Source organism: Bradyrhizobium sp. 139, from assembly GCF_023074175.1.
Classification (GTDB): domain Bacteria; phylum Pseudomonadota; class Alphaproteobacteria; order Rhizobiales; family Xanthobacteraceae; genus Bradyrhizobium.
In genome coordinates this window covers 78,778-97,135 of sequence record NZ_JADPKS010000038.1, presented here as the reverse complement: position 1 = coordinate 97,135, position 18,358 = coordinate 78,778, and the positions used below count along the sequence as shown (strand labels likewise).

Below are 18,358 nucleotides of genomic sequence, written 5' to 3'. Positions count from 1 at the left end.
TGCCGAGAGGGGGCAACAACAGGAGCAGGCGCAGATGCGGATTCTCGTGGTCGAGGACGATACGGTCCTCGCCAATGGCCTGAAGGTCGGCCTCGGCTTGCATGGCGCCACGCTCGACGTCGTGTCAAGCTGCGCCGACGGTCAGGCAGCCCTTGCGGTCGACACGTTCGATGCGGTGGTTCTGGATGTCATGCTCCCCGACGGATCCGGGCTCGACCTCCTTGCATCCTTGCGTGCCAAGGGCGATCGCGTGCCTGTTCTTTTGCTAACGGCGCTTGATGAGGTCTCCGATCGCATCAAGGGATTGGATTCGGGCGCCGACGACTATCTGGGCAAGCCCTTCGACCTGAATGAGCTCGCCGCACGGGTGCGGGCCATCAGCCGGCGCCAGGAAGGGCGAGCGGTCTCCTCAGTATCACACAATGGCGTAACCCTGGACCTTGCGCGCCTGACGGCTTCCGTCGACGGCGGTGAGGTCGCTCTGTCACGCCGCGAATTCGCAATCCTTTCCGCTCTCATGGATCGGCCGGGCGTCGTTTTCTCCAAGAGCGATCTGGAGGCCAGGCTCTATGGCTGGCAAGAGGAAATCGAGAGCAATACGGTGGAAGTGCACGTCCATAAGTTGCGTACCAAGATAGGGCGGGCCCGTATCGAGACCATTCGTGGCATCGGATATCGCATGAGGTCGGACGCAGCATGAACTCGCTCAAGCGCAGGCTGTTCTTCATTCTCGTCGCCGCAACGGGCCTGATCTGGCTCGCCGCGACGTGCTGGGTTTATTTTGGAACGACGCGGGAGGTTGAAAATGTGCTCGACTCCCGTTTACAGGAAGCGGCCCGGATGGTCCTGTCTCTGGCGTCAACCAATGGCACCGGGTCCTTTCAGAAAGATGCCGATGCCAGCCATCCTGGCGATCCTCTCAGTTATGAGCGCCAACTCTCATGCCAGATCTGGTCGCTGGACGGCCGGCTGATGGCCCGATCCAGCGGGACGCCCAGCGAAAAGCTGAGCGACACGCGGACGGGGTTCTCCGAGCGCACCATCAAAGGCGAAAGGTGGCGCGTCTTCACCGCCGAGGATCCCGCCAAGAACGTGCGGGTAGTGGTGGGCGACCGCCTGGGTTTGCGTGAGGCGTTCGTAACCGACATTATCAAGGGGCTCGCGGGACCCATGCTGCTGACCATTCCCCTTTTGGCGTTGCTGATCTGGGTAAGCCTCAACCGTGGCCTCGGGCCGATACAAATCCTCGCAGAGGACCTCAAGCGACGTGACGCCGATGACATGACGCCGCTTCTCACGACGGGCGTTCCGACCGAAATCCAGCCGATGGTCGCCTCGCTCAATAACTTGTTTGGCCGCGTTGATCATGCTTTGCGCCATGAACGAGACATCACGGCGTTTGCCGCCCACGAGCTTCGTACCCCGCTCGCGGGTTTGCGCACGCAAGCCCAGATCGCGATGACCACCACGGAGTCCGGCGTGCGAGACGCAGCCCTTCGCCAGATCCTGTTCTCCGTCGACCGAACCACGCGGCTCGTCCGGCAGTTGCTTACCATCGCCAGGCTCGATTCCGAGCGCGGTGTACCTCTCACGCCGGTACGCCTCGGCGAAGTCGTGGACGAAATGCTCGCCGCGCTGCCGGCCGCGGACAGAGAGGCGGATGTCATCATCGATCCGGTACTGGAGCGGACCGTTGCCACCACGAGCCGTGACGCTCTCCTTCTGGCGGTCCGCAACCTGCACGAAAATGCCGTCCGGCATATGCCAGAACGCGGCACCATTCGCTGGTCCTCGGAACGCACGGCGGACGGCATGGTGCTCTTCGTGGAGGATACCGGCCCCGGGATCGCGGAGGACGAGCTTGAGCTCGTTACCAACCGCTTCTTCCGTGGGCGCAATAAGACGGCTGTCGGAAGCGGTCTTGGCCTCTCCATTGTCACGCTGGCGCTGCGGGCAGGGGGAGCACAGCTCCGCCTGAAAAGCCGCTCCGGGGGACCCGGCCTGCGCGCGGAAATTCTTTGGCCGTCGCCGTCTCACGCCTTTGCGTCGATCGGGGACGAGGAATTGCGTGCCTATGCCCCGCTTTCCGCCTCCAATCCTTTGCCGGCCTGAGGTAATGCGCGATGGCTCCTTCGTCACATAGCGATCCGGTCCCCGCGATCACGGAGCAATCCGCGACGGGAACGACGGCTGAGATATTTGAGGATATCCGGCGGACGCTGGACGTTGAGGTCGTGAACCTGATTTGGCGGCACCTCGCAACAATACCCGGCAGCCTTGAGTGGGTCTGGACAGCGCTGAAACCGCTCTATCAGGGTGCTGCCATCGGCCCCGCAGTGCACATTCGCTCGCATCTCGCTCTTCCGCCTATGCCCGCCATTTCAAGGGACGCGCTCCATGCGGCCCGCATCGACGACGGAGCCCTCGCGGCAAGCGGTAAGATCCTGGACAGCTATCAACATACGAATGCGCTGGCGCTCGTTTGTTTTTCGGCTTTTCTGGCGCGGTTTGACCGAACCATGCCCTCGCCAGAACCGGGCCCACGACCGGCTGAAAGCTCGACCTCCTACACCGCTCCCGGACGCGCCGAGCTGCCGCGGCTCGTTCCGTTGGTCGAGATGCCCGTCGCGCTCGCCAACCTCGTGCACGAACTGAACGGCTTTGGCGAAGACAAAGATCCTGCTCTGACCGCCAGCATGTATCGCCATCTGGCCCACTGGCCGGTCTACCTCGTGGTGGTCAGGACAATGCTTGCTCCGCTCCATGAATCAGGTGAACTCGCGTCCCTCGTCGCCGCCACGCGCCGGTTGGGAAGCCAGGCCGGGGCACAGGCGGCAAGCGCAATTCAAACGCCGGTTTCGCAGCAACCGATCGAGCCGGCATTGGCAGCTGTTCGGCGCTTCGTCCGCCATCCCATCGCGCGCATGACCGGTATTTGCTCGCTCATTCGGCACGCAACACCAAGCTAAAGCGCTTGCATCTCTCGAGCAATCGACAGCCTCGAGCCACCTGATCCACGGGGCTGCAGATTGTCATTCTAGATTGAACGTTCTATAATAAAGTAGTGTCAGCAGGGGATCGCGACCATGGGTCTTGAACAAGACTTGGCAGACTTCAAAGCGGAATTTGAACGAACCGCGCCGGCCGGGCGCGCGGCGCTCTATGACCGAAAGGTCGAAGAACTGCGGGAGGCGTTTCCGCTTCAGGATGTCTTGCAGGTGGACGATTTGGCTCCGGATTTTACCCTGTCCGGCGCTACCGGGCAGATGGTGTCCTTGAGTGAACTGCTCAGGCAAGGACCGGTGATTCTGACCTTTTATCGCGGTGGCTGGTGCCCGTATTGCAACCTACAGCTCCGTGCTTATCAGGCCGCGTTGCCCGAGATCGAGTCATACGGCGCGAGCCTCGTCGCCATTTCTCCGGAATTGCCTGATCGTTCGCTTTCGACCGCCGAAAAGAACGCCCTGGGCTTTCGCGTCCTGAGCGACGTCGGCAATTCGGTGGCTTCGGCCTTCGGCCTGGTTTATGCGCTGCCTGAGGAGCTCCGGGAGGCGCTGCGTTCGAACGGCAAGGCGCTCCCGGCGCACAACGGTGATGAGACATGGGAGCTGCCCGTGCCGGCAACTTTCATCGTCGCAAAGAACCGTCGGATCGTCTTTTCTTTCGTTGAAATCGACTACCGCCGCCGGCTTGCGCCTGAGGCCTTGATCGAGGCCTTACGTCACGCAGTCGGCGGAACGCGTTCATAGCGTGGCAGAGCGCTAAACGCTTGCCGCCTATCGCGTTGCATCGCGGCCTGGTTCGCGACAGCCGGTCAGCGCTGCGGGCAGCGATAGCTGGCTTCCATGCCGTCGGGCTCAGAAGCTAAGTCCTCTATTGAATCAAAACTTCCAGCCTTGACCAAGCGCCCTTATCCGCGTGAAGTCCAATCGAGGCATCTTCAGGGAAGCCTATGAACCGTCTCGCCGCCATGGAAGCATTTGTTCGCGTGATCGATACCGGATCGTTCTCGGGCGCTGCGCGACAGCTCCGCATAGGGCAGCCCGCGATATCAAAGGCGATCGCGCAGCTCGAAGCACGCGCCGGTGTCCAGCTCCTCGTAAGATCCACCCACGGCCTCTCGGCCACGGAAGCTGGGCAACGCTTCTACGATCATGCGCGGCGGGCCATCGAGGAAGCCGATGAAGCAGATGCCGCGGCTCGCGGCGCCGGTGCCGCGCTATCTGGCAAGGTACGCATCAGTGCCGCGGTGACGTTCGCCAGGCTGCACGTCATTCCAAGACTGGCCCGCTTTCTCGATGCCCATCCTGCGCTCGACATCGACATCGTGCTCGATGACCGCAACGTCGACCTTATCGAGGCCGGGATCGACCTCGCGCTTCGGATGGGCGTTCTCTCGGATTCGAGCCTTACCGCCCGGCGCATTGCCGAGCGCTTGCGGAATTTACTGCCGACACTAGCGGACTAGCCTCGGCGTGATGGCGTATCGCGAAAAAATTTCCTCGCCGCCCTTGGTGTCCGGAAATATTCAAACCGCCGCTGGCGAGCGCTATCGTGCGCGACCGCCCTCGGATGTTCGCATTGACGTTGCGCGTCGCACAATCAACTCTTGGCCTGTCGTGCTTTGTGCGAATAGCAGGGCCACGTGAGATACAATCGATGAGAGAAAACTGGCGAACAACAGTCACAAGTCAGTCTATCCGGTCCGACAGCCGCAGAACCGAGCACGATGCCATTCGCCCAGCGGCTCACCTGCACGATTGACGATGCATGCGAAGAGACCGGCTTGAGACGCACGAAGCTTTACGAGTTGATAGGAGCTGGGCGTATCGTCACGGCAACGATCGGACGTCCGCGACTAGGCCAACTTGCATCTCCACGCTGTACCCGGCCCACGTGATGGCAGCGTACAGGGAGGGCACCTTCTAGCCGGTAAGGTGCGACCCACGCTTGAAGTCACGATCACCGAGACGGCGTCAAGCTTGGTTCGCAAGAAGGATCGGCAGGTCGTCATCATCGATCGCGAGGTTCCAAGCCTGGGCAGCACGGTCGCCAGCTCCGCAATGCTACTTTGGGAAATCGACCGTCCGCTTTTCCAGCTCACACGGCTTTACGGTTTCGAGAAGGCAGCCCGCTGCTATCGCGCCAGTCATCAGGCCGCTCGGGGATTACGGGCGTTGACTGCGCAGTATGGAATCGCGTGTCGCATGCGGCCGCGTCTCTCGCTTTACCTTGCCGCCGATGACAGTCCGAAGCTCATCCAGGACGAATATAGCGTCAGAAGCCGCGCTGATCTGCCGTCCCTCTTACTGGGACATGCCGAACTTATCCAACGCTTCGCGATCGCCCGCGCGGGCGCCCTCCTCTCGAGGGACGCAGCCGACGCCGATCCCGTTCTGCTCACGCGCGGCCTAATCGATCTGTCTCTCAAGCGCGGCGCCCGCCTTCTGAAGGCCAACGCGGTTGCTTATGACGGCACCGCCTCGACCGTGACCGTCGGCCTTGAAGACGGGTTTTCGATCGAGGCGCACCATGTGGTGCTTGCGACAGGCTATGTCATGCCGGACATCGTGCGGCCCACGGCTCAACAACCGGCCTCCAGTTGGGCGATCGCAACTGCGCCGCAGGTGGATAATTTATGGCCGGGGCAGGCGCTCATCTGGGAAGCGACCCAGAACTACCATTATGCCCGTACGACATCCGATGGACGCATCATCTTCGGCGGTGAGGATGATCATGGGCTTATTCAGCCTGACGTTCGTGACGCGGCGACCCCGACAAAGGTGAGGGTGCTCAAGGAACGCCTGAGAGCTCTCTGGCCCCGCACCTCTAACCACGTTGCATTCGCCTGGTCAGGAGCCTTCGACACCACCTGCGACGGGCTGCCCCTCATCGGCGCAGTGCCCGGCTCCAAGAATATCTTTGCGGCCTTTGGCTATGGCGGTAACGGGATCACCTTCAGCCTCCTCGCCGCGGAGCTCATCGGCTCGCTACTTTCGGGAGGATCGTCGCCCCTGCTCGATGACTTTGCGATCGACCGTGACATTTCCGGCTAACGGCGGGCGACAAGGCAGCCAAGCATGAAAGCGACGAGCAATGAGGGAAGCGGAGCCTCCCGAACCACGTCGCGGAGAAAGCCGAGCGCTTGGCCAGGGGCCTGACCCTCTTCGAGACTCTGCCGCACAGTGCGGGCAGTCTCCCGCACGCCTTCCGACACTTCTTTCACTTTCGCCATGGCGTCTTCGCTGTCCATTTGATCCTCCTCCTACAGGCCTCCCGCACAACAAATGTCTCGGCAGCTATCCGTTCCTGCAACCCACGAGGCGCGGATGCGGATCGTTGCCTCCCATGATTTGAGGAGCGACATGAGAGGTCGCCAGCCGCCAGACGGGTGAGAGCCGCATCTTTGAGCAAGGGTGGGGCGGATGGTTTTGCGAGCCGATGCCGATTTGCTCCAGCGATGAGCACGCGGCGATGCCGGGATATTTGACGCCGGCACAAATGGCGGAAGTGCGGAAGGCGGCCGGCGCCGAATTTGACGCGGTTTTTATCCGTATGATGAGCCTGCATCATGCGGGGGCTGTTCAGATGGCGTGCGACGAGTGGCATTCATCCGGCGATCTGCGCCTGCGGCTGATGGCGCAGGCGATACGTCGTGAACAAAAGGGCGAGATCGCCTTGATGAAGAATGTGAGTGGTATTGAAGCGGTGCGACAGGCAACGCGCAATATGTCGGCCTTCACTTTGCTTTTCCGATCGCCGGAGGCGTCAACGCGGCGGTCGCCTTGTACGGCGTCTCCGAAAGTATTCGAATGCCTTGGGAGCAGGGACGCGGGTCCTTTGGACAGCATCGCTTGACGGAGAAGTGGCCCATCCGAGGGGATTGGACGGGCCACTTTCGAAGCGAACTTCCATTTACTCAATGCATGTGAATTTACCAATAGCCGGCGCCGCCGATGACGATCGCCGCGGGGACGACCCACAACAGGAATACTGGCAACTGTATTCGCCTGGGCCGATGCCGGTCCGTCCGAAGTTCTTACTGCTCGGTGCAGACCTTGGTTGTCTTGACGGCGGACTCCGCTTCCGTCTTGGTCTTGTAGACACCGTCGCCCACGACTGTCGTGGTGGTCGTCGTCGGCTTGGTATCGACCACGGTGCACTTCTTCGTGGTGGCATCGCGGATGATGTAGAACTCGGCGGCGCTGGCCGCCTGCGTACCCAGAGCGAACGCGGCGAGCGCGCCGCAAACGATCAGCTTCTTCATTTCTGTCTCCTCCAGTGGCTTCAAAGTAGTCACTGCCAACGACGGGTTCAGTTGCAAGTTCCACTTGTTCCCGAAAGCTGCCGTAGCGCGCTGTTGCGGTGTCGCAGCAATCTTCCTCTCAGGGAACAAATCGTCGGCGCACGTGCAATTCTGATTGCCGAGTTTTCCCGATCTGGAACTCACCCCACCATCGCGTGTTAACGGGGCGATCGCATTCAGGAAGTTTCAAATGAACAAGCGTTTATTTTTGGCTACGACCGCTGCAGTCGCGATTGCGACTTCGGCATTTGCGCAGTCGTCACCCAACACTTCGAGCTCGAATTCGCCGACCGCGCAACGACCTCAGGATTCCACTTCCACGATGACGCCGTCCTCCACGTCCACTACACCGTCGCCCAACTCGTCCGGGCAGGCCAGCAATCCTTCGACGAACTCGGCCCAGACGCAGCAGCCTTCTTCGACTGGTCAGAACGCTGCGAACCAGTCGTCCAATTCCGGGACCGGGTCCAACACCACGCAGGCGCCGACCTCCGGCAACTCGACCAATCAGGCCCAGACCAGCCAGCCTTCCAACCAGACCACTACGCCCTCGAACCAGGCGCAGACCAATTCGCCCTCGTCCGGCCAGACTCAGAGCGCGAATCCGCCGGCCTCGAACGGCAATCAGGCGCAGTCTCCGACCGGCAGCAACTCGACCAACACGGCTCAGCAGCCGAACAACCAGCAGAACACGGCCGATCGCTCGTCGAACACCAACATGAATGCGTCGGTGAACATCAACGATCAGCAGCGGACGCGGATCAGGACGTCGATTTCGCACCTGAACGTGCAGCCCCTCAACGACGTGAACTTCTCGCTGTCGGTCGGCACGGTCGTGCCGCGCGACGTCCGCGTGCAGCCGCTGCCGGCGGAGGTGGTCGAGATCGTGCCCCAGTACCGAGGCTACGACTTCGTTCTGGTGAAAGACGAGATCGTCATCGTGGAGCCCTCCAGCTACAAGATCGTCGCCGTGATGCCGTACTCGGGCCGCTCGACGGCGGCAGCGCCGGCGCGCTCCGAGCAGCGCAATGTCACCTTCAGCGATCGTGACCGCGAGGTGATCCGCAAGCACGCCAAGGTGCGTCCCGTCGAGCGCGAACGGCAAACGACCGGCAGTACGGTGCGAACCGAGATCCGCCGAGGCGAGCGAGTGCCGGACGGCGTGGAGGTCGATGCTTTCCCGGACGAGGTCTATCGCGAGGCGCCGAGTCTGCGGGAGTACCGATATATTCACAGGGATAGCCGGACTTACATCGTAGAACCGCAGGAACGTCGTGTCATCGAAGAGATCGACTGATCTTGCCAAGGAAGGAGAACGCTCATGAAGACAATTGCACTCGGAGCTTTCGCGACGGCCTTGTTGGCGTCGGCTGCCCCTGCCGCTCCGCTCAATCCGACCGCGGTCGGTTCACCCGAGTTATCGGGCATCGACCAGGTCCGGCTCGTTTGCAACGAGTACGGCCGCTGCTTCCGGACCGGCGGTCCCCGCTATGTCCAGCGCTATTACGGCGACGATGACGGCTACGTCGTGCGCCGGAGCTACGGCTACTACGGCGGACCAGGATACTACGATCGCGGCTACGGCTACTACGGCGGTGGCCCGAGCATCGGCTTCAGCTTCGGCACCGGCCGCTGGTGACCAATGAAGGGCCGCTCCCGAGCGGCCCTTTCATACGGATATCGACGTTGCGGTGATCGGATGTCCGCTCTTGCCAGATTGTTAGGACAGAAAGAGCAACTGCTGGCGCGGCTTGAAGCCGGACCTGGCCCGAGCGAGCGTGCCGAAATCCAGGCGCTTCTCGCCAAGATCGATACCGCGCTGAAGCTTCTCGGGGCTGAAGAGTCTCCCGGAGTAAGGCCGACGGACTAAAGACTGAGGGGCCGTTAACTCACCAGCCCCCTGGCGGGCTCGCAGACGACCGAAAGCCCCAGCTCGGGGGCTTTGGGGCCAGGTCGGGGTTGCCCCTTAGGGCAGGGGCTTCGGGAAAACCTGGCAGCCGAGCTATCGTTCCTCTGGGTCGTCAGGAAGTTTTGGAGGGCGGGCGGTACCCGCCTAGCCGTACCGAGCCGGTCAATCCAAGTCCGGCGGCCTCATGGGCTGCAGTCCCGGTAAAGGCGCTTGCGAGCAAATGAAGATTCCGGCCACGGTGAACGCGATGTGGCGGTTAGGTTCAGGGTCGCCGTTGCAAGTCGAGGCATTTGCGGGCGGGGACAATGCAGCGGCGTCCAGGTCGAGCGGCGAGGCGCCTACCGATCACAGATCCTCCCGCAAGCCCTTGAAGAAGGGATGCCGGACCTTGCCTTCCGCAGATATGGCCCGGTACTCGATCTCCGCTAATAACTTCGGCTCGACCCAGATGCCCTTGTGGCCGACGCGCTTCGCGTAGGCCTGCGTCTTCCGGATCAGCGGCTTCAGCCGCATCTGCAGGTCGGCGGCGGAGGCCTTGTCGAAGCCATGGTCGACCTTGCCGGCGTAGATCAGCTCGCCGTCCTTGCGTCGGCCAAGGTAGATACCGTCTCATTTACCCTCGTCGAGCGCGAAGCCGGCGATGGTCAGGGTCTCCCGCTCCGCGCAGGTCTTCTTCACCCAACTGTTGCCGCGGCCGCTGACGTAGGCGCAGTCACGGTCCTTCGATACCACGCCCTCGAGTCCGAGCTTGCAGGCGTGCGCGAACATCGCGCGCCCGTTGATTGACTCGACTCGACGGGGACACGATTTTTCGGGAAAAAGTAGAAACTTCATCTTCCAAGACGAGTTGGCATCCAGCGAGATCTCTACTCGTCGGAGCCGAACATGGTCGATGACGTCCCGCTGCGCACGGCGGTACATACGGTCTGGTCTCTCTACCTGGCGAAGCATCGCGATGTCGATGCTTCCGACACCCGCCGCTGCCTGCTGGAGCGTCATCTGCAAGGGAGATGGGAAGCGCGTGTGAGCGACGCCGAAGAACTCACGGGATTCAACTTGGCTTACCTTGAGCGCTTTCCCGAAGACGAATGTTGAGGCTGGTGGACGTGCTCGTCAGGCGCGCTGCGGTCGGCAGCGCCAGGCCGGATTGGACGTTGTTGGCCGTCTCAGAACTCGCCTCCGCGGCCATCGTCCTGTTCTTCCGCTCGATGTTTTCGGTCTAGAGGATCGGCATCGATGCGCATCGCTCAACTCGCTCCCCTGGCCGAAAGCGTCCCTCCGAAGCTGTACGGAGGCACGGAACGGGTCGTGGCATGGCTGGTGGATGAACTGGTCGAGCTCGGCCACGACGTCACGCTGTTCGCGAGCGGCGACTCCCGGACGAAAGGCGAGCTTCATTCCGTGTGGCCCCGCGCGCTGCGTCTCGGACGTAAGGGCGCCGATCCAAATGCCGCCTGCGCCGTGCTGCTGGAGGCGATCGCAAAGCGCGCGAAAGACTTCGACGTGATCCACGCGCACATCGACTGGCTGCCCCTTCCGCTGCTCAGTCGGCTCGGCGTGCCCTTCGTGACCACCATGCATGGCCGGCTCGACCTGCCGGGCCTTTCCGAGGTGCTGCGGCAGTTTCCCGGCGCGGGCTTCGTGTCGATATCGGACCATCAGCGTCTGCCGTTGCCGGAGGCGAATTGGATCGCCACGATCCAGCACGGACTGCCATCGAACAACTTTCGCCCGTCTTTCGATCAAGGATCCTATTTGGCGTTCCTTGGCCGCCTGACCGCGGAAAAGGGCCCCCAGGACGCCATCCGCATCGCGCGCGCCGCCGGAATGCCCTTGCGCATTGCCGCCAAGATTCCGCGCGGCGAGACAGCCTACTTCAAGAAGCAACTTGAGCCCCACATCGACGGTCGGGCGGTCCAGCTCGTCGGCGAGGTGGACGAGGTGAAGAAACAGCCGTTCCTCGCAGAGGCCGCGGCCCTGTTGTTTCCGATCGATTGGCCGGAGCCTTTCGGCCTCGTCATGATCGAGGCGATGGCCTGTGGGACGCCAGTGATCGCCTACCGTTCCGGCTCCGTGCCGGAGGTCGTCGAGGACGGCGAGACCGGCTTCATCGTCGAGACGAGGAGCAGGCTGTCAGAGCCGTAGGCGATCTGGGCCGGCTCGACAGACGAAAAGTACGCGCCCGCTTCGAGGAACGCTTCTCCGCGGACCGAATGGCGCGAGCGTATGAAAGCGCGTACCGCGGATTGATCTCTGCCGCGGTGGGGCACTCGGCTGCGGCAATCGCCGCGCCAAACGCTGAACATCGGCCCGAACCGAGGCCGGCCGACGAACTACCGGCGCCCAGCTATTCGATTTTCGCTGCCCTTGAAACGCCGCCACGAACATCCATATGACATCCAATAGCCATCCAATTGGATGATTGAAATGGATGCTTTCATGGCCGGCAATGTTCGCAAGCTGCGACCCCGGATCCCCGATACCGAGAAGATCACGATCAACCTTGGCTATGTCGATCTGGGCCAGGTCGATCTGATGGTGCAGGAAGGGTTCTATTCGAACCGCACGGATTTCATCCGGACGGCCATCCGCAACCAGCTTGAACGCCACGCGGACGTCGTGAAGCAGTCGACGGTCCGAAAGAGCTTGGACTTGGGCTTGCGGAACTACAGCCGCGAGGATCTCGAAGCGGCGCGGCGCGCCGGCGAGATGCTGCACATCAACGTGCTGGGTCTCGCGACCATCGCCCAGGAAGTCACCCCCGAGCTGGCCCGCGCCACCATTGCTTCGGTCTCGGTGCTCGGTGCCCTTCACGCCACTCCCGCGGTCAAGGCCGCACTCTCCGACAGAACTGGGTGAATGCGATGCTGAATCAGAACATGATTTCTGAGGCCACGCGCCTCACGCGTGCGGGCCACCTGGTCGAGGCCACCGCGCTCCTGCAGCGCATGCTCCGCGGCGAGAGCGCCTCCGAGCCGTCGGGCAGCACCGCCCGTGTCTCGCCAGCTCGGCTCGAGCCGCCGACCATCGACGTGACGCCCAGCGTCGTGGAGGAGAAGGAAAGCCGACGAACCACCCGGGTTTCTCCCGCTCCTTTGCAACGCTTCGATCGCTTGAAAGACTTCCCCGGACTCAACCTGCGTGGTCCGATGACCCGCGCTCCGCCTGCCACGACGGATATCGCACCCGAAGGCACGAGGTTCATCGCAGGCACCTTCCGCAGCGCGAATGGAAGCCGGAACTACAAGCTGTTCGTCCCAAGCCACTCGCAGGAAAAACCGCTTCCCCTCGTGGTCATGCTTCACGGTTGCACCCAGTCGCCAGACGACTTCGCGGCAGGCACCCGGATGAATTTCCTGGCGGAAGAGCGGAATTGCTTCGTGGTCTATCCGGAGCAGCCCAATGAAGCCAACCAGGCGAAATGCTGGAATTGGATTCGCACGGCCGACCAGCAGCGGGAGGTCGGGGAGCCTTCGCTGATCGCAGGCATCACTCGCCGAATCATGCGGGACTATCCGATCGATCCGAAGCGGGTCTACGTCGCGGGTCTGTCGGCCGGCGGGGCGGCCGCCGCCATCATGGCAGCGACCCACGCCGATCTATACGCGGCCGTCGGGATCCATTCCGGCCTCGCCTGCGGGGCGGCAAGCGATCTTCCCTCAGCGTTCGCCGCCATGCGTCAGGGCGACGGGTCTAAAATTGCCGATGGTGGACCGCAAGTGCCGACCATCGTTTTCCATGGCGATCGCGACGCCACGGTGCATCCGAACAACGGCGACCGGATCATCGAGCAGTCCGTCAAGGCGGCAGGTTTGAAAGCGAAAGGTGAGCGACGGACGAGTGCCCCATGGGCACGCCTACACCCGCACGAACCTTGCCGACGCGAATGGGCGCGCCGTCTCCGAGCATTGGAACGTTCACGGTGCCGGCCACGCCTGGTCGGGCGGCAGTCCCGCCGGCTCCTACACCGATCCGCGCGGGCCAGACGCGACGAGGGAGATGCTGCGCTTCTTCCTCGAGCATCCGCTCCCGGGTTAGTCGGGCTTAGCAACGCGAGCCGGTCGCCCGGCGCGTCCCGGAATTTCCGGATCAGCTTGGCGTCGCCGAAACTCGCCGTTCGCGGAATTCCCGCTGCGGCGTTGGCGGCGCGTACGCCTGATCCGGAGCTACCCGCCTGACGGCCCTGACGATGTCCTCCGGACGATAGGGCTTCTGCAACGTCAGACTTCCGGGAACGGGACGGGGTGAGACGGGCGAGAAACCGGTCGCATAGATCACCGGGAGTCCGGGATCATGCTCGCGGCAGCGTTCGGCGATCTGCCATCCGTCGACGTTCCCGGGCAGCTTGACGTCCGTGATGAGAAGGTCGACGACCCGCCGCCCGCACCACGCCAGCGCCTCCTCGCCATTGGCTGCATGGACGACGTGGAATCCTTCCTCTCGCAGAGCCTCAACCACGAACTCGCGGATGAGAGGGTCGTCCTCGACGAGGAGTATTCGCACCGCCGGCGCCTCAAGTTTCTGGACAGAGCGCTTCTGCGCTTCTGCCGACGGCTGACGCCTTGGTCGCCGTCGGCTGGCCCACTTGCCGGCAAGCGTCAGAATCCGGAATAGTAATCATTTACTGCTCTCGCTCGTCCGAGGTCATCCCAATCCCAGGCGTTGTCGTTGCCATACTTTGGCGCATCCTGGAGCCTGTCTGCGGTGAGATTGGTTCGGTACCCGCCAAGGCCAGTGTCGTACTTCAACGACTGCCACGGCAGCGGGTAGTGATCGTCCCCGATGCCCAGGAAGCCGCCGAAGCTGAGCACTGCGTACGACACTTTGCCGCTGACCTTGTCGATCATGACGCGCTCGATGTAGCCGACCTTTTCGCCGTCGGATCCGTACACGTTCGTGCCCTCGAGCTTGTCGCTTCCGATGAGACTGAAGGTCTCCCGATCTTCCATGGCCATGTTGACCTCCTGGATGTTGTCTTCCAGTCAACCGCACGACGATGACAGCGTTCCTGGCTTACGGCTCCGTTCTTGGCTGAAGCCGCGAGGGCTTCTCGCCGTCGGCGGCGGCCAACCGGACCGGATAAGGCTGGCGACGCTCGCCCCAGAAGGCGCCCGGGCTCGCGCTTCTGCGCGGTGCAGATTGCGGTTGGGCCCGGCCTCGAGCTTGCGGACCGCGTGGTTCGGCGCTCGTCCATTGGCAGTTCCGGAGACTAGCCGGAAGGTCGGAGGAACGATACTCAGCGTGCCCCATTGACCCCTAAGAGACCGTCGCCCGCCGTTGAACTACGGCGCCTGTCGCGGATAGCCAACCTTCGCCCGCGGCGGCTCCGGGCCATATCTCCGGGTCAATTCTAGCCCCTTCCCATGACGGCTAGACCCATCCAACTCACCGATGCCGCCTTTCCGATGCTGCGAGAAACCCATTGCGAACGTCACCGAAATCGGCTTGCGGATAGGCGCCACCGACATCGTCCCCGCCGCCGAGCTGGTCGAGGCGGAATATGCCGCCGTCCGCGATACCGAGGTCCGGATCGAGCTCCACGCCACGCCGGTGGGGTCACGATCTCAAGCATCCCGGCTACTGGACTTCCCACGTCCAGCATGTCGTCCCTGGTCGACACGATAGAGATGGCGATCCGCCACGACGCGAGAATCGGGCGTGGATTCGACCACACGCTGCTGGACCGCGTCGTCGCTGACTGTGATCAGGGGCGCCATGAAACTCGAGGACATCTACGCAGTGCGGTGTTGGAGCAGCCGCTGCGCTTAATCGAGGTGTACGACCTCGCCCCAGGAGGGGACTTCGTCCTTGAGCGCGAAGCGAGCGAAACACAACGAATACGCCGCCTCGGGTCGCAGCCCCAGACCGTCACCGTCAATTCTAGTTGGCTCGGGGCGCGGCGATAGTTCGATCCGGGGAGCCGCCTGCTGGCGTGGCCTCAGCTACCGGGGCTCCTCCAAGAACGTCCAAGACGGTTTGTCGAGTGAATTCCGCCGAATTGCCATTATTTCCCGTCCACAGCATTTGGAATCGAGCCTTGGACGAATCACCGAAACCCAAGGCTACCCTTTGGCCAAGGCCCAAATGCGGGCGATGCGGGACACGGTCGCAGAGCAACTTCTAAGACTTCCCGGCGTTGAAGAAGCCGTCGGACCTTGGCCCTACTGCATGGGCTGGATCTTAGCGGGGTCAGACGCGGCAGCCACTAGCAATGATTTAGCGCGCCGCCGCCCGTTAGGATCTTAGATAATGCTTGATCTTTGGTACAAAAATGCCGTGATTTATAGCCTCAACGTCGCCACCTACAAGGATGGCAACGGAGACGGCATCGGCGATTTCAAGGGCCTAGCCGGGCAGCTCGATCATATTGCTCAGCTTGGCGTAAACTGTCTGTGGTTACTCCCTTTCTATCCGAGCCCCGGGCTGGACCACGGCTATGATGTGACCGACTACTACAACGTCGCTCCAGCACTCGGCACCCTGGGCGACTTCGTCGAATTCAGTCACCAGGCGAGGCTTCGGGGATTGAGGCTGATCGTCGATCTCCCCATCAACCATACTTCAGAACGACACCCCTGGTTTCAGCAGGCCCGCGCCGATCCGTCATCGCCGTTTCGCGAATATTACGTTTGGTCTGACACCGAGCCAGAAAACAGCACGGATGGCGTTGTTTTTCCCGGCTTTCAGTTGAGCGTGTGGACCTACGATCTCTGTGCGCAGGCATGGTATTATCACCGATTTTACCAGCATCAGCCTGATCTAAACATTGGCTGCGCTGCGGTCCGCGAAGAAATCTTCAAGATTTGTGGCTTCTGGCTTGAACTTGGCGTGTCCGGATTCCGCATCGATGCCGCCCCGTTCGTGGTTGAGGAAATACGTCCGGATCGTCCGACGACGCGCCGATACGAATATTTTGGGGAGCTTCGCGATTTCCTATCCTGGCGCAAAGGTGACGCCGTGTTGTTGGCGGAAGCCAACGTTCTTCCTGCAGAGCTTGAGCACTATTTCGGCGATGGATCGCGCATCCATCTTTTGTTCGCGTTCCTGTTGAACCAGCACCTATTTCTTGCACTTGCGCGCGAAAGCGCCGAACCGCTGCAGCGCTGTCTGACCGCGCTGCCTGGATTGCCGCAATTCGCACAATGGGCCCAGTTCCTGCGCAACCATGATGAGTTGGACCTCGGACGTTTGACGTCCGAAGAGCGCGAAGAAGTCTACGCTGCGTTCGCGCCCACTCCTAAAATGCAACTCTACGGACGCGGAATTCGTCGCCGACTCGCAGGCATGCTGGGAAATGATCGCCGCCGCATTGAGCTTGCATTCAGCCTGCTCTTTAGCCTTCCTGGCACTCCGGTCATCTACTACGGGGACGAGTTGGGGATGGGTGACGATCTCGCGCTTCCCGAGCGATGGCCCGTGCGTACGTGCATGCAATGGAGCGACGAGGAGAACGGCGGATTCTCCTCGCTACCCAAGCATCGGTTGCTGCATCACATGATCCGCGACGGCGAATACGGTCCAGCCAAGGTAAATGCCATCGCCCAGCAGCGTGATCCGGATTCGCTCTTCAACTGGATGCGTCGGCTGGTCGAGATGCGCCAGTCTTGTGCAGAAATCGGTTGGGGCGAGTGGACCCTTCCCCAAAGCGATTGCCCCTCGGTCCTGATCCAGCATTTTGTCTGGGAGGGCCGGGCGGTGCTCATACTGCACAATCTATCGCAGGTGGAATGCAGCACACATGTCAAAGATCTTCCAAAGGGACGGAAGCTGACCGATGTATTTGGCAACCGAATTTATTCATCGAAGCCCAGCACGGATGCTGCAGTTGAACTTGATGGCTACGGCTATCGCTGGTTTCGGGTTGACTAGGTTTGTACAGAGGCATTGTCGACGAACAAAATGGCCTATCGCCTCAATGCTGCGGCTATGTCTCGCCGCGGTTCGCCCCAGCCGCAACGAAGAAGAGACCGAGGCTAGCTTCCGTGGAAGATCTCAATGAGGATAGCCCAGATTGCCCCTTTGGCTGAGAGCGTTCCGCCGAAGCATTATGGTGGCACGGAAAGGGTCGTCGCCTGGCTCGCCGACGCACTGGTCGAGCTTGGGCACGAGGTCACGCTCTTTGCGAGCGGCGACTCGAAGACACACGCTGCGCTTCATCCGGTTTGGCCACGTGCGCTTCGCCTTGGGCGACCGCGGACCGACCCAAATGCAGCTATGGCTGTTCTGTTGGAGGCAATATCGCGTCGCGCTCCTGAATTCGAGGTGATTCACGCCCACATCGACTGGCTACATATGCCATTGCTCAGCCGGTTGGGCGTCCCCTTCGTGACGACGATGCATGGGCGGTTGGATCTGCCAGGCTTGCCGGCACTACTCGACGCATTTCCGGGTGCCTGTCTTGTCTCAATTTCCGATCATCAACGCGTCCCGCTGGCGAACGCGAACTGGTGCGGGACGGTATATCACGGCTTACCCATCGGGCAGTTTCGCGCTTCGTTTACCTCCGGATCGTACTTGGCCTTTCTTGGGCGGCTGAGCACCGACAAAGGCCCCGAAGACGCAATTCGTATTGCGCGCGCAGCAGGGATCCCGCTGCGCATCGCCGCGAAAATCCCGCGGGCCGAGACAGGCTATTTCAAGGAGCGCATCGAGCCTCACATCGACGGCAAGCAAGTCCAGATCGTCGGGGAAGTGAATGACGAGACGAAACAGTCGTTCCTCGCGGATGCAGCGGCGTTGCTATTCCCGATCAGATGGCCCGAACCCTTCGGATTGGTGATGATCGAGGCCATGGCCTGCGGAACGCCGGTCATTGCCTATCGGTCTGGGTCAGTGCCGGAGGTCATTGATGAAGGCGTGACCGGCTTCATCGTCGAAAATGAAGGCCAAGCCGTTGCAGCCGCGGCAAGGCTCGCAAGACTAGATCGGCGGCGTGTCCGGGCAAAATTCGAAGAGCGTTTCATTGCGCGACGGATGGCACAGGATTACGTCCGACATTACGAACAGATGTTGGGCGCACAGTAGCGTCTTCCCCGCGAAGTCCGCCGATCTGCTGCAACCGGCGCTTGGATCGCGTCCTCCTACTTGGCCGAGTCATAGCCCGGATTACGCCGCCTCCGCTGCTGTTTTCGGCTGACTTCTTC

19 protein-coding genes and 3 pseudogenes are annotated in these 18,358 nt (G+C 61.8%); 17 read left to right on the top strand and 5 right to left on the bottom strand.

Annotated elements, in window-relative coordinates; genetic code table 11:
• Window positions 1–34: 34 nt before the first annotated feature.
• From IVA80_RS10690 to IVA80_RS10665, 6 genes are all read left to right on the top strand, one after another.
• Window positions 35–700, top strand: coding sequence for a response regulator (locus IVA80_RS10690; protein ID WP_247428907.1), 666 nt, complete (start codon window positions 35–37; stop codon window positions 698–700).
• Window positions 697–2,112 carry an ATP-binding protein gene (locus IVA80_RS10685; protein ID WP_247428905.1) on the top strand — a complete coding sequence of 472 codons (1,416 nt, stop codon included), beginning with the start codon at window positions 697–699 and terminating at the stop codon, window positions 2,110–2,112. Before IVA80_RS10690 ends, IVA80_RS10685 begins: the two co-directional genes overlap by 4 nt.
• An 11-nt stretch (window positions 2,113–2,123) precedes the next feature.
• Window positions 2,124–2,969, top strand: a complete 846-nt coding sequence (locus IVA80_RS10680) for a hypothetical protein (protein ID WP_247428903.1) — start codon at window positions 2,124–2,126, stop codon at window positions 2,967–2,969.
• Window positions 2,970–3,086: 117 nt separating this feature from the next.
• Entirely contained in the window at window positions 3,087–3,749 is a 663-nt protein-coding gene (locus IVA80_RS10675) for a peroxiredoxin-like family protein (protein WP_247428901.1), read from the top strand.
• Between the two features lie 203 nt (window positions 3,750–3,952).
• The gene (locus IVA80_RS10670; protein WP_346347986.1) at window positions 3,953–4,468 is read left to right on the top strand and encodes a LysR family transcriptional regulator; all 516 of its coding nucleotides are present in this window, start codon (window positions 3,953–3,955) and stop codon (window positions 4,466–4,468) included.
• 514 nt (window positions 4,469–4,982) lie between these two features.
• A complete protein-coding gene (locus tag IVA80_RS10665; protein WP_247428899.1) occupies window positions 4,983–6,056 on the top strand; it encodes an FAD-dependent oxidoreductase in 1,074 nt (357 codons plus the stop codon).
• On the opposite strand, the gene IVA80_RS10660 is transcribed toward IVA80_RS10665, so the two are convergent.
• Window positions 6,053–6,253, bottom strand: a complete 201-nt coding sequence (locus IVA80_RS10660; protein ID WP_071917262.1) for a hypothetical protein — start codon at window positions 6,251–6,253, stop codon at window positions 6,053–6,055. The genes IVA80_RS10665 and IVA80_RS10660 overlap by 4 nt on opposite strands.
• Window positions 6,254–6,441: 188 nt before the next feature.
• On the opposite strand from IVA80_RS10660, the gene IVA80_RS10655 reads away from it, so the two are divergent.
• The gene (locus IVA80_RS10655) at window positions 6,442–6,858 is read left to right on the top strand and encodes a DUF305 domain-containing protein (protein WP_256467357.1); all 417 of its coding nucleotides are present in this window, start codon (window positions 6,442–6,444) and stop codon (window positions 6,856–6,858) included.
• Between the two features lie 181 nt (window positions 6,859–7,039).
• Here IVA80_RS10655 and IVA80_RS10650 read toward each other — a convergent pair whose 3' ends face one another.
• Window positions 7,040–7,267: a hypothetical protein gene (locus IVA80_RS10650; RefSeq protein ID WP_071910996.1), complete on the bottom strand. Its 228-nt coding sequence runs from the start codon at window positions 7,265–7,267 to the stop codon at window positions 7,040–7,042.
• Window positions 7,268–7,496: 229 nt separating this feature from the next.
• Here IVA80_RS10650 and IVA80_RS10645 point away from each other — a divergent pair, with 229 nt between their 5' ends.
• Genes IVA80_RS10645 through IVA80_RS10635 form a run of 3 tightly spaced genes read left to right on the top strand, consistent with a single transcriptional unit; the run spans window position 7,497 to window position 9,176 of the window.
• Window positions 7,497–8,603: a DUF1236 domain-containing protein gene (locus IVA80_RS10645; RefSeq protein WP_247428894.1), complete on the top strand. Its 1,107-nt coding sequence runs from the start codon at window positions 7,497–7,499 to the stop codon at window positions 8,601–8,603.
• 24 nt (window positions 8,604–8,627) lie between these two features.
• On the top strand, window positions 8,628–8,945 hold the full coding sequence (locus IVA80_RS10640) for a hypothetical protein (RefSeq protein ID WP_071911000.1): 318 nt from the start codon (window positions 8,628–8,630) through the stop codon (window positions 8,943–8,945).
• A 60-nt stretch (window positions 8,946–9,005) separates the two neighbouring features.
• Entirely contained in the window at window positions 9,006–9,176 is a 171-nt protein-coding gene (locus IVA80_RS10635) for a hypothetical protein (RefSeq protein WP_247428890.1), read from the top strand.
• 384 nt (window positions 9,177–9,560) lie between these two features.
• Here IVA80_RS10635 and IVA80_RS10630 read toward each other — a convergent pair.
• A pseudogene (locus IVA80_RS10630) lies at window positions 9,561–9,998 on the bottom strand (DNA ligase); the annotation flags it as partial.
• A gap of 102 nt (window positions 9,999–10,100) precedes the next feature.
• Between IVA80_RS10630 and IVA80_RS10625 the strand changes: the two are divergent.
• The 5 genes and pseudogenes from IVA80_RS10625 (at window position 10,101) to IVA80_RS10610 (ending at window position 13,253) form a co-directional block, all read left to right on the top strand.
• Window positions 10,101–10,310: a hypothetical protein gene (locus IVA80_RS10625; RefSeq protein ID WP_247428887.1), complete on the top strand. Its 210-nt coding sequence runs from the start codon at window positions 10,101–10,103 to the stop codon at window positions 10,308–10,310.
• Complete coding sequence (locus tag IVA80_RS38330) at window positions 10,304–10,438, top strand: hypothetical protein (protein WP_256467356.1); 135 nt, start codon at window positions 10,304–10,306, stop codon at window positions 10,436–10,438. Before IVA80_RS10625 ends, IVA80_RS38330 begins: the two co-directional genes overlap by 7 nt.
• Before the next feature lie 13 nt (window positions 10,439–10,451).
• A pseudogene (locus IVA80_RS10620) lies at window positions 10,452–11,611 on the top strand (glycosyltransferase family 4 protein).
• Between the two features lie 43 nt (window positions 11,612–11,654).
• A complete protein-coding gene (locus tag IVA80_RS10615; RefSeq protein WP_247428884.1) occupies window positions 11,655–12,074 on the top strand; it encodes a CopG family transcriptional regulator in 420 nt (139 codons plus the stop codon).
• Window positions 12,075–12,079: 5 nt separating this feature from the next.
• Window positions 12,080–13,253, top strand: a pseudogene (locus IVA80_RS10610) (PHB depolymerase family esterase).
• A 51-nt stretch (window positions 13,254–13,304) separates the two neighbouring features.
• Here IVA80_RS10610 and IVA80_RS10605 read toward each other — a convergent pair.
• Window positions 13,305–13,673 carry a response regulator gene (locus IVA80_RS10605; protein ID WP_247428966.1) on the bottom strand — a complete coding sequence of 123 codons (369 nt, stop codon included), beginning with the start codon at window positions 13,671–13,673 and terminating at the stop codon, window positions 13,305–13,307.
• A 140-nt stretch (window positions 13,674–13,813) separates the two neighbouring features.
• Window positions 13,814–14,170, bottom strand: coding sequence for a PRC-barrel domain-containing protein (locus IVA80_RS10600; protein ID WP_247428882.1), 357 nt, complete (start codon window positions 14,168–14,170; stop codon window positions 13,814–13,816).
• 1,294 nt (window positions 14,171–15,464) lie between these two features.
• Here IVA80_RS10600 and IVA80_RS10595 point away from each other — a divergent pair.
• Both IVA80_RS10595 and IVA80_RS10590 read left to right on the top strand, forming a co-directional pair.
• On the top strand, window positions 15,465–17,084 hold the full coding sequence (locus IVA80_RS10595; RefSeq protein ID WP_247428879.1) for an alpha-amylase family protein: 1,620 nt from the start codon (window positions 15,465–15,467) through the stop codon (window positions 17,082–17,084).
• A gap of 126 nt (window positions 17,085–17,210) precedes the next feature.
• Window positions 17,211–18,239 (top strand): glycosyltransferase family 4 protein, encoded by a 1,029-nt coding sequence (locus tag IVA80_RS10590; RefSeq protein WP_247428876.1) that lies wholly within the window; start codon window positions 17,211–17,213, stop codon window positions 18,237–18,239.
• Window positions 18,240–18,358: the final 119 nt, after the last annotated feature.

Bases quoted from the DNA above. Each gene is read 5' to 3' on its own strand.
- IVA80_RS10690 (WP_247428907.1), top strand. From the start codon at position 35: ATGCGGATTCTCGTGGTCGAGGACGATACGGTCCTCGCCAATGGCCTG.
- IVA80_RS10685 (WP_247428905.1), top strand. From the start codon at position 697: ATGAACTCGCTCAAGCGCAGGCTGTTCTTCATTCTCGTCGCCGCAACG.
- IVA80_RS10680 (WP_247428903.1), top strand. From the start codon at position 2,124: ATGGCTCCTTCGTCACATAGCGATCCGGTCCCCGCGATCACGGAGCAA.
- IVA80_RS10675 (WP_247428901.1), top strand. From the start codon at position 3,087: ATGGGTCTTGAACAAGACTTGGCAGACTTCAAAGCGGAATTTGAACGA.
- IVA80_RS10670 (WP_346347986.1), top strand. From the start codon at position 3,953: ATGAACCGTCTCGCCGCCATGGAAGCATTTGTTCGCGTGATCGATACC.
- IVA80_RS10660 (WP_071917262.1), bottom strand. From the start codon at position 6,253: ATGGACAGCGAAGACGCCATGGCGAAAGTGAAAGAAGTGTCGGAAGGC.
- IVA80_RS10655 (WP_256467357.1), top strand. From the start codon at position 6,442: ATGCCGATTTGCTCCAGCGATGAGCACGCGGCGATGCCGGGATATTTG.
- IVA80_RS10650 (WP_071910996.1), bottom strand. From the start codon at position 7,267: ATGAAGAAGCTGATCGTTTGCGGCGCGCTCGCCGCGTTCGCTCTGGGT.
- IVA80_RS10645 (WP_247428894.1), top strand. From the start codon at position 7,497: ATGAACAAGCGTTTATTTTTGGCTACGACCGCTGCAGTCGCGATTGCG.
- IVA80_RS10640 (WP_071911000.1), top strand. From the start codon at position 8,628: ATGAAGACAATTGCACTCGGAGCTTTCGCGACGGCCTTGTTGGCGTCG.
- IVA80_RS10635 (WP_247428890.1), top strand. From the start codon at position 9,006: ATGTCCGCTCTTGCCAGATTGTTAGGACAGAAAGAGCAACTGCTGGCG.
- IVA80_RS10625 (WP_247428887.1), top strand. From the start codon at position 10,101: ATGGTCGATGACGTCCCGCTGCGCACGGCGGTACATACGGTCTGGTCT.
- IVA80_RS38330 (WP_256467356.1), top strand. From the start codon at position 10,304: ATGTTGAGGCTGGTGGACGTGCTCGTCAGGCGCGCTGCGGTCGGCAGC.
- IVA80_RS10615 (WP_247428884.1), top strand. From the start codon at position 11,655: ATGGCCGGCAATGTTCGCAAGCTGCGACCCCGGATCCCCGATACCGAG.
- IVA80_RS10600 (WP_247428882.1), bottom strand. From the start codon at position 14,170: ATGGCCATGGAAGATCGGGAGACCTTCAGTCTCATCGGAAGCGACAAG.
- IVA80_RS10595 (WP_247428879.1), top strand. From the start codon at position 15,465: ATGCTTGATCTTTGGTACAAAAATGCCGTGATTTATAGCCTCAACGTC.
- IVA80_RS10590 (WP_247428876.1), top strand. From the start codon at position 17,211: ATGAGGATAGCCCAGATTGCCCCTTTGGCTGAGAGCGTTCCGCCGAAG.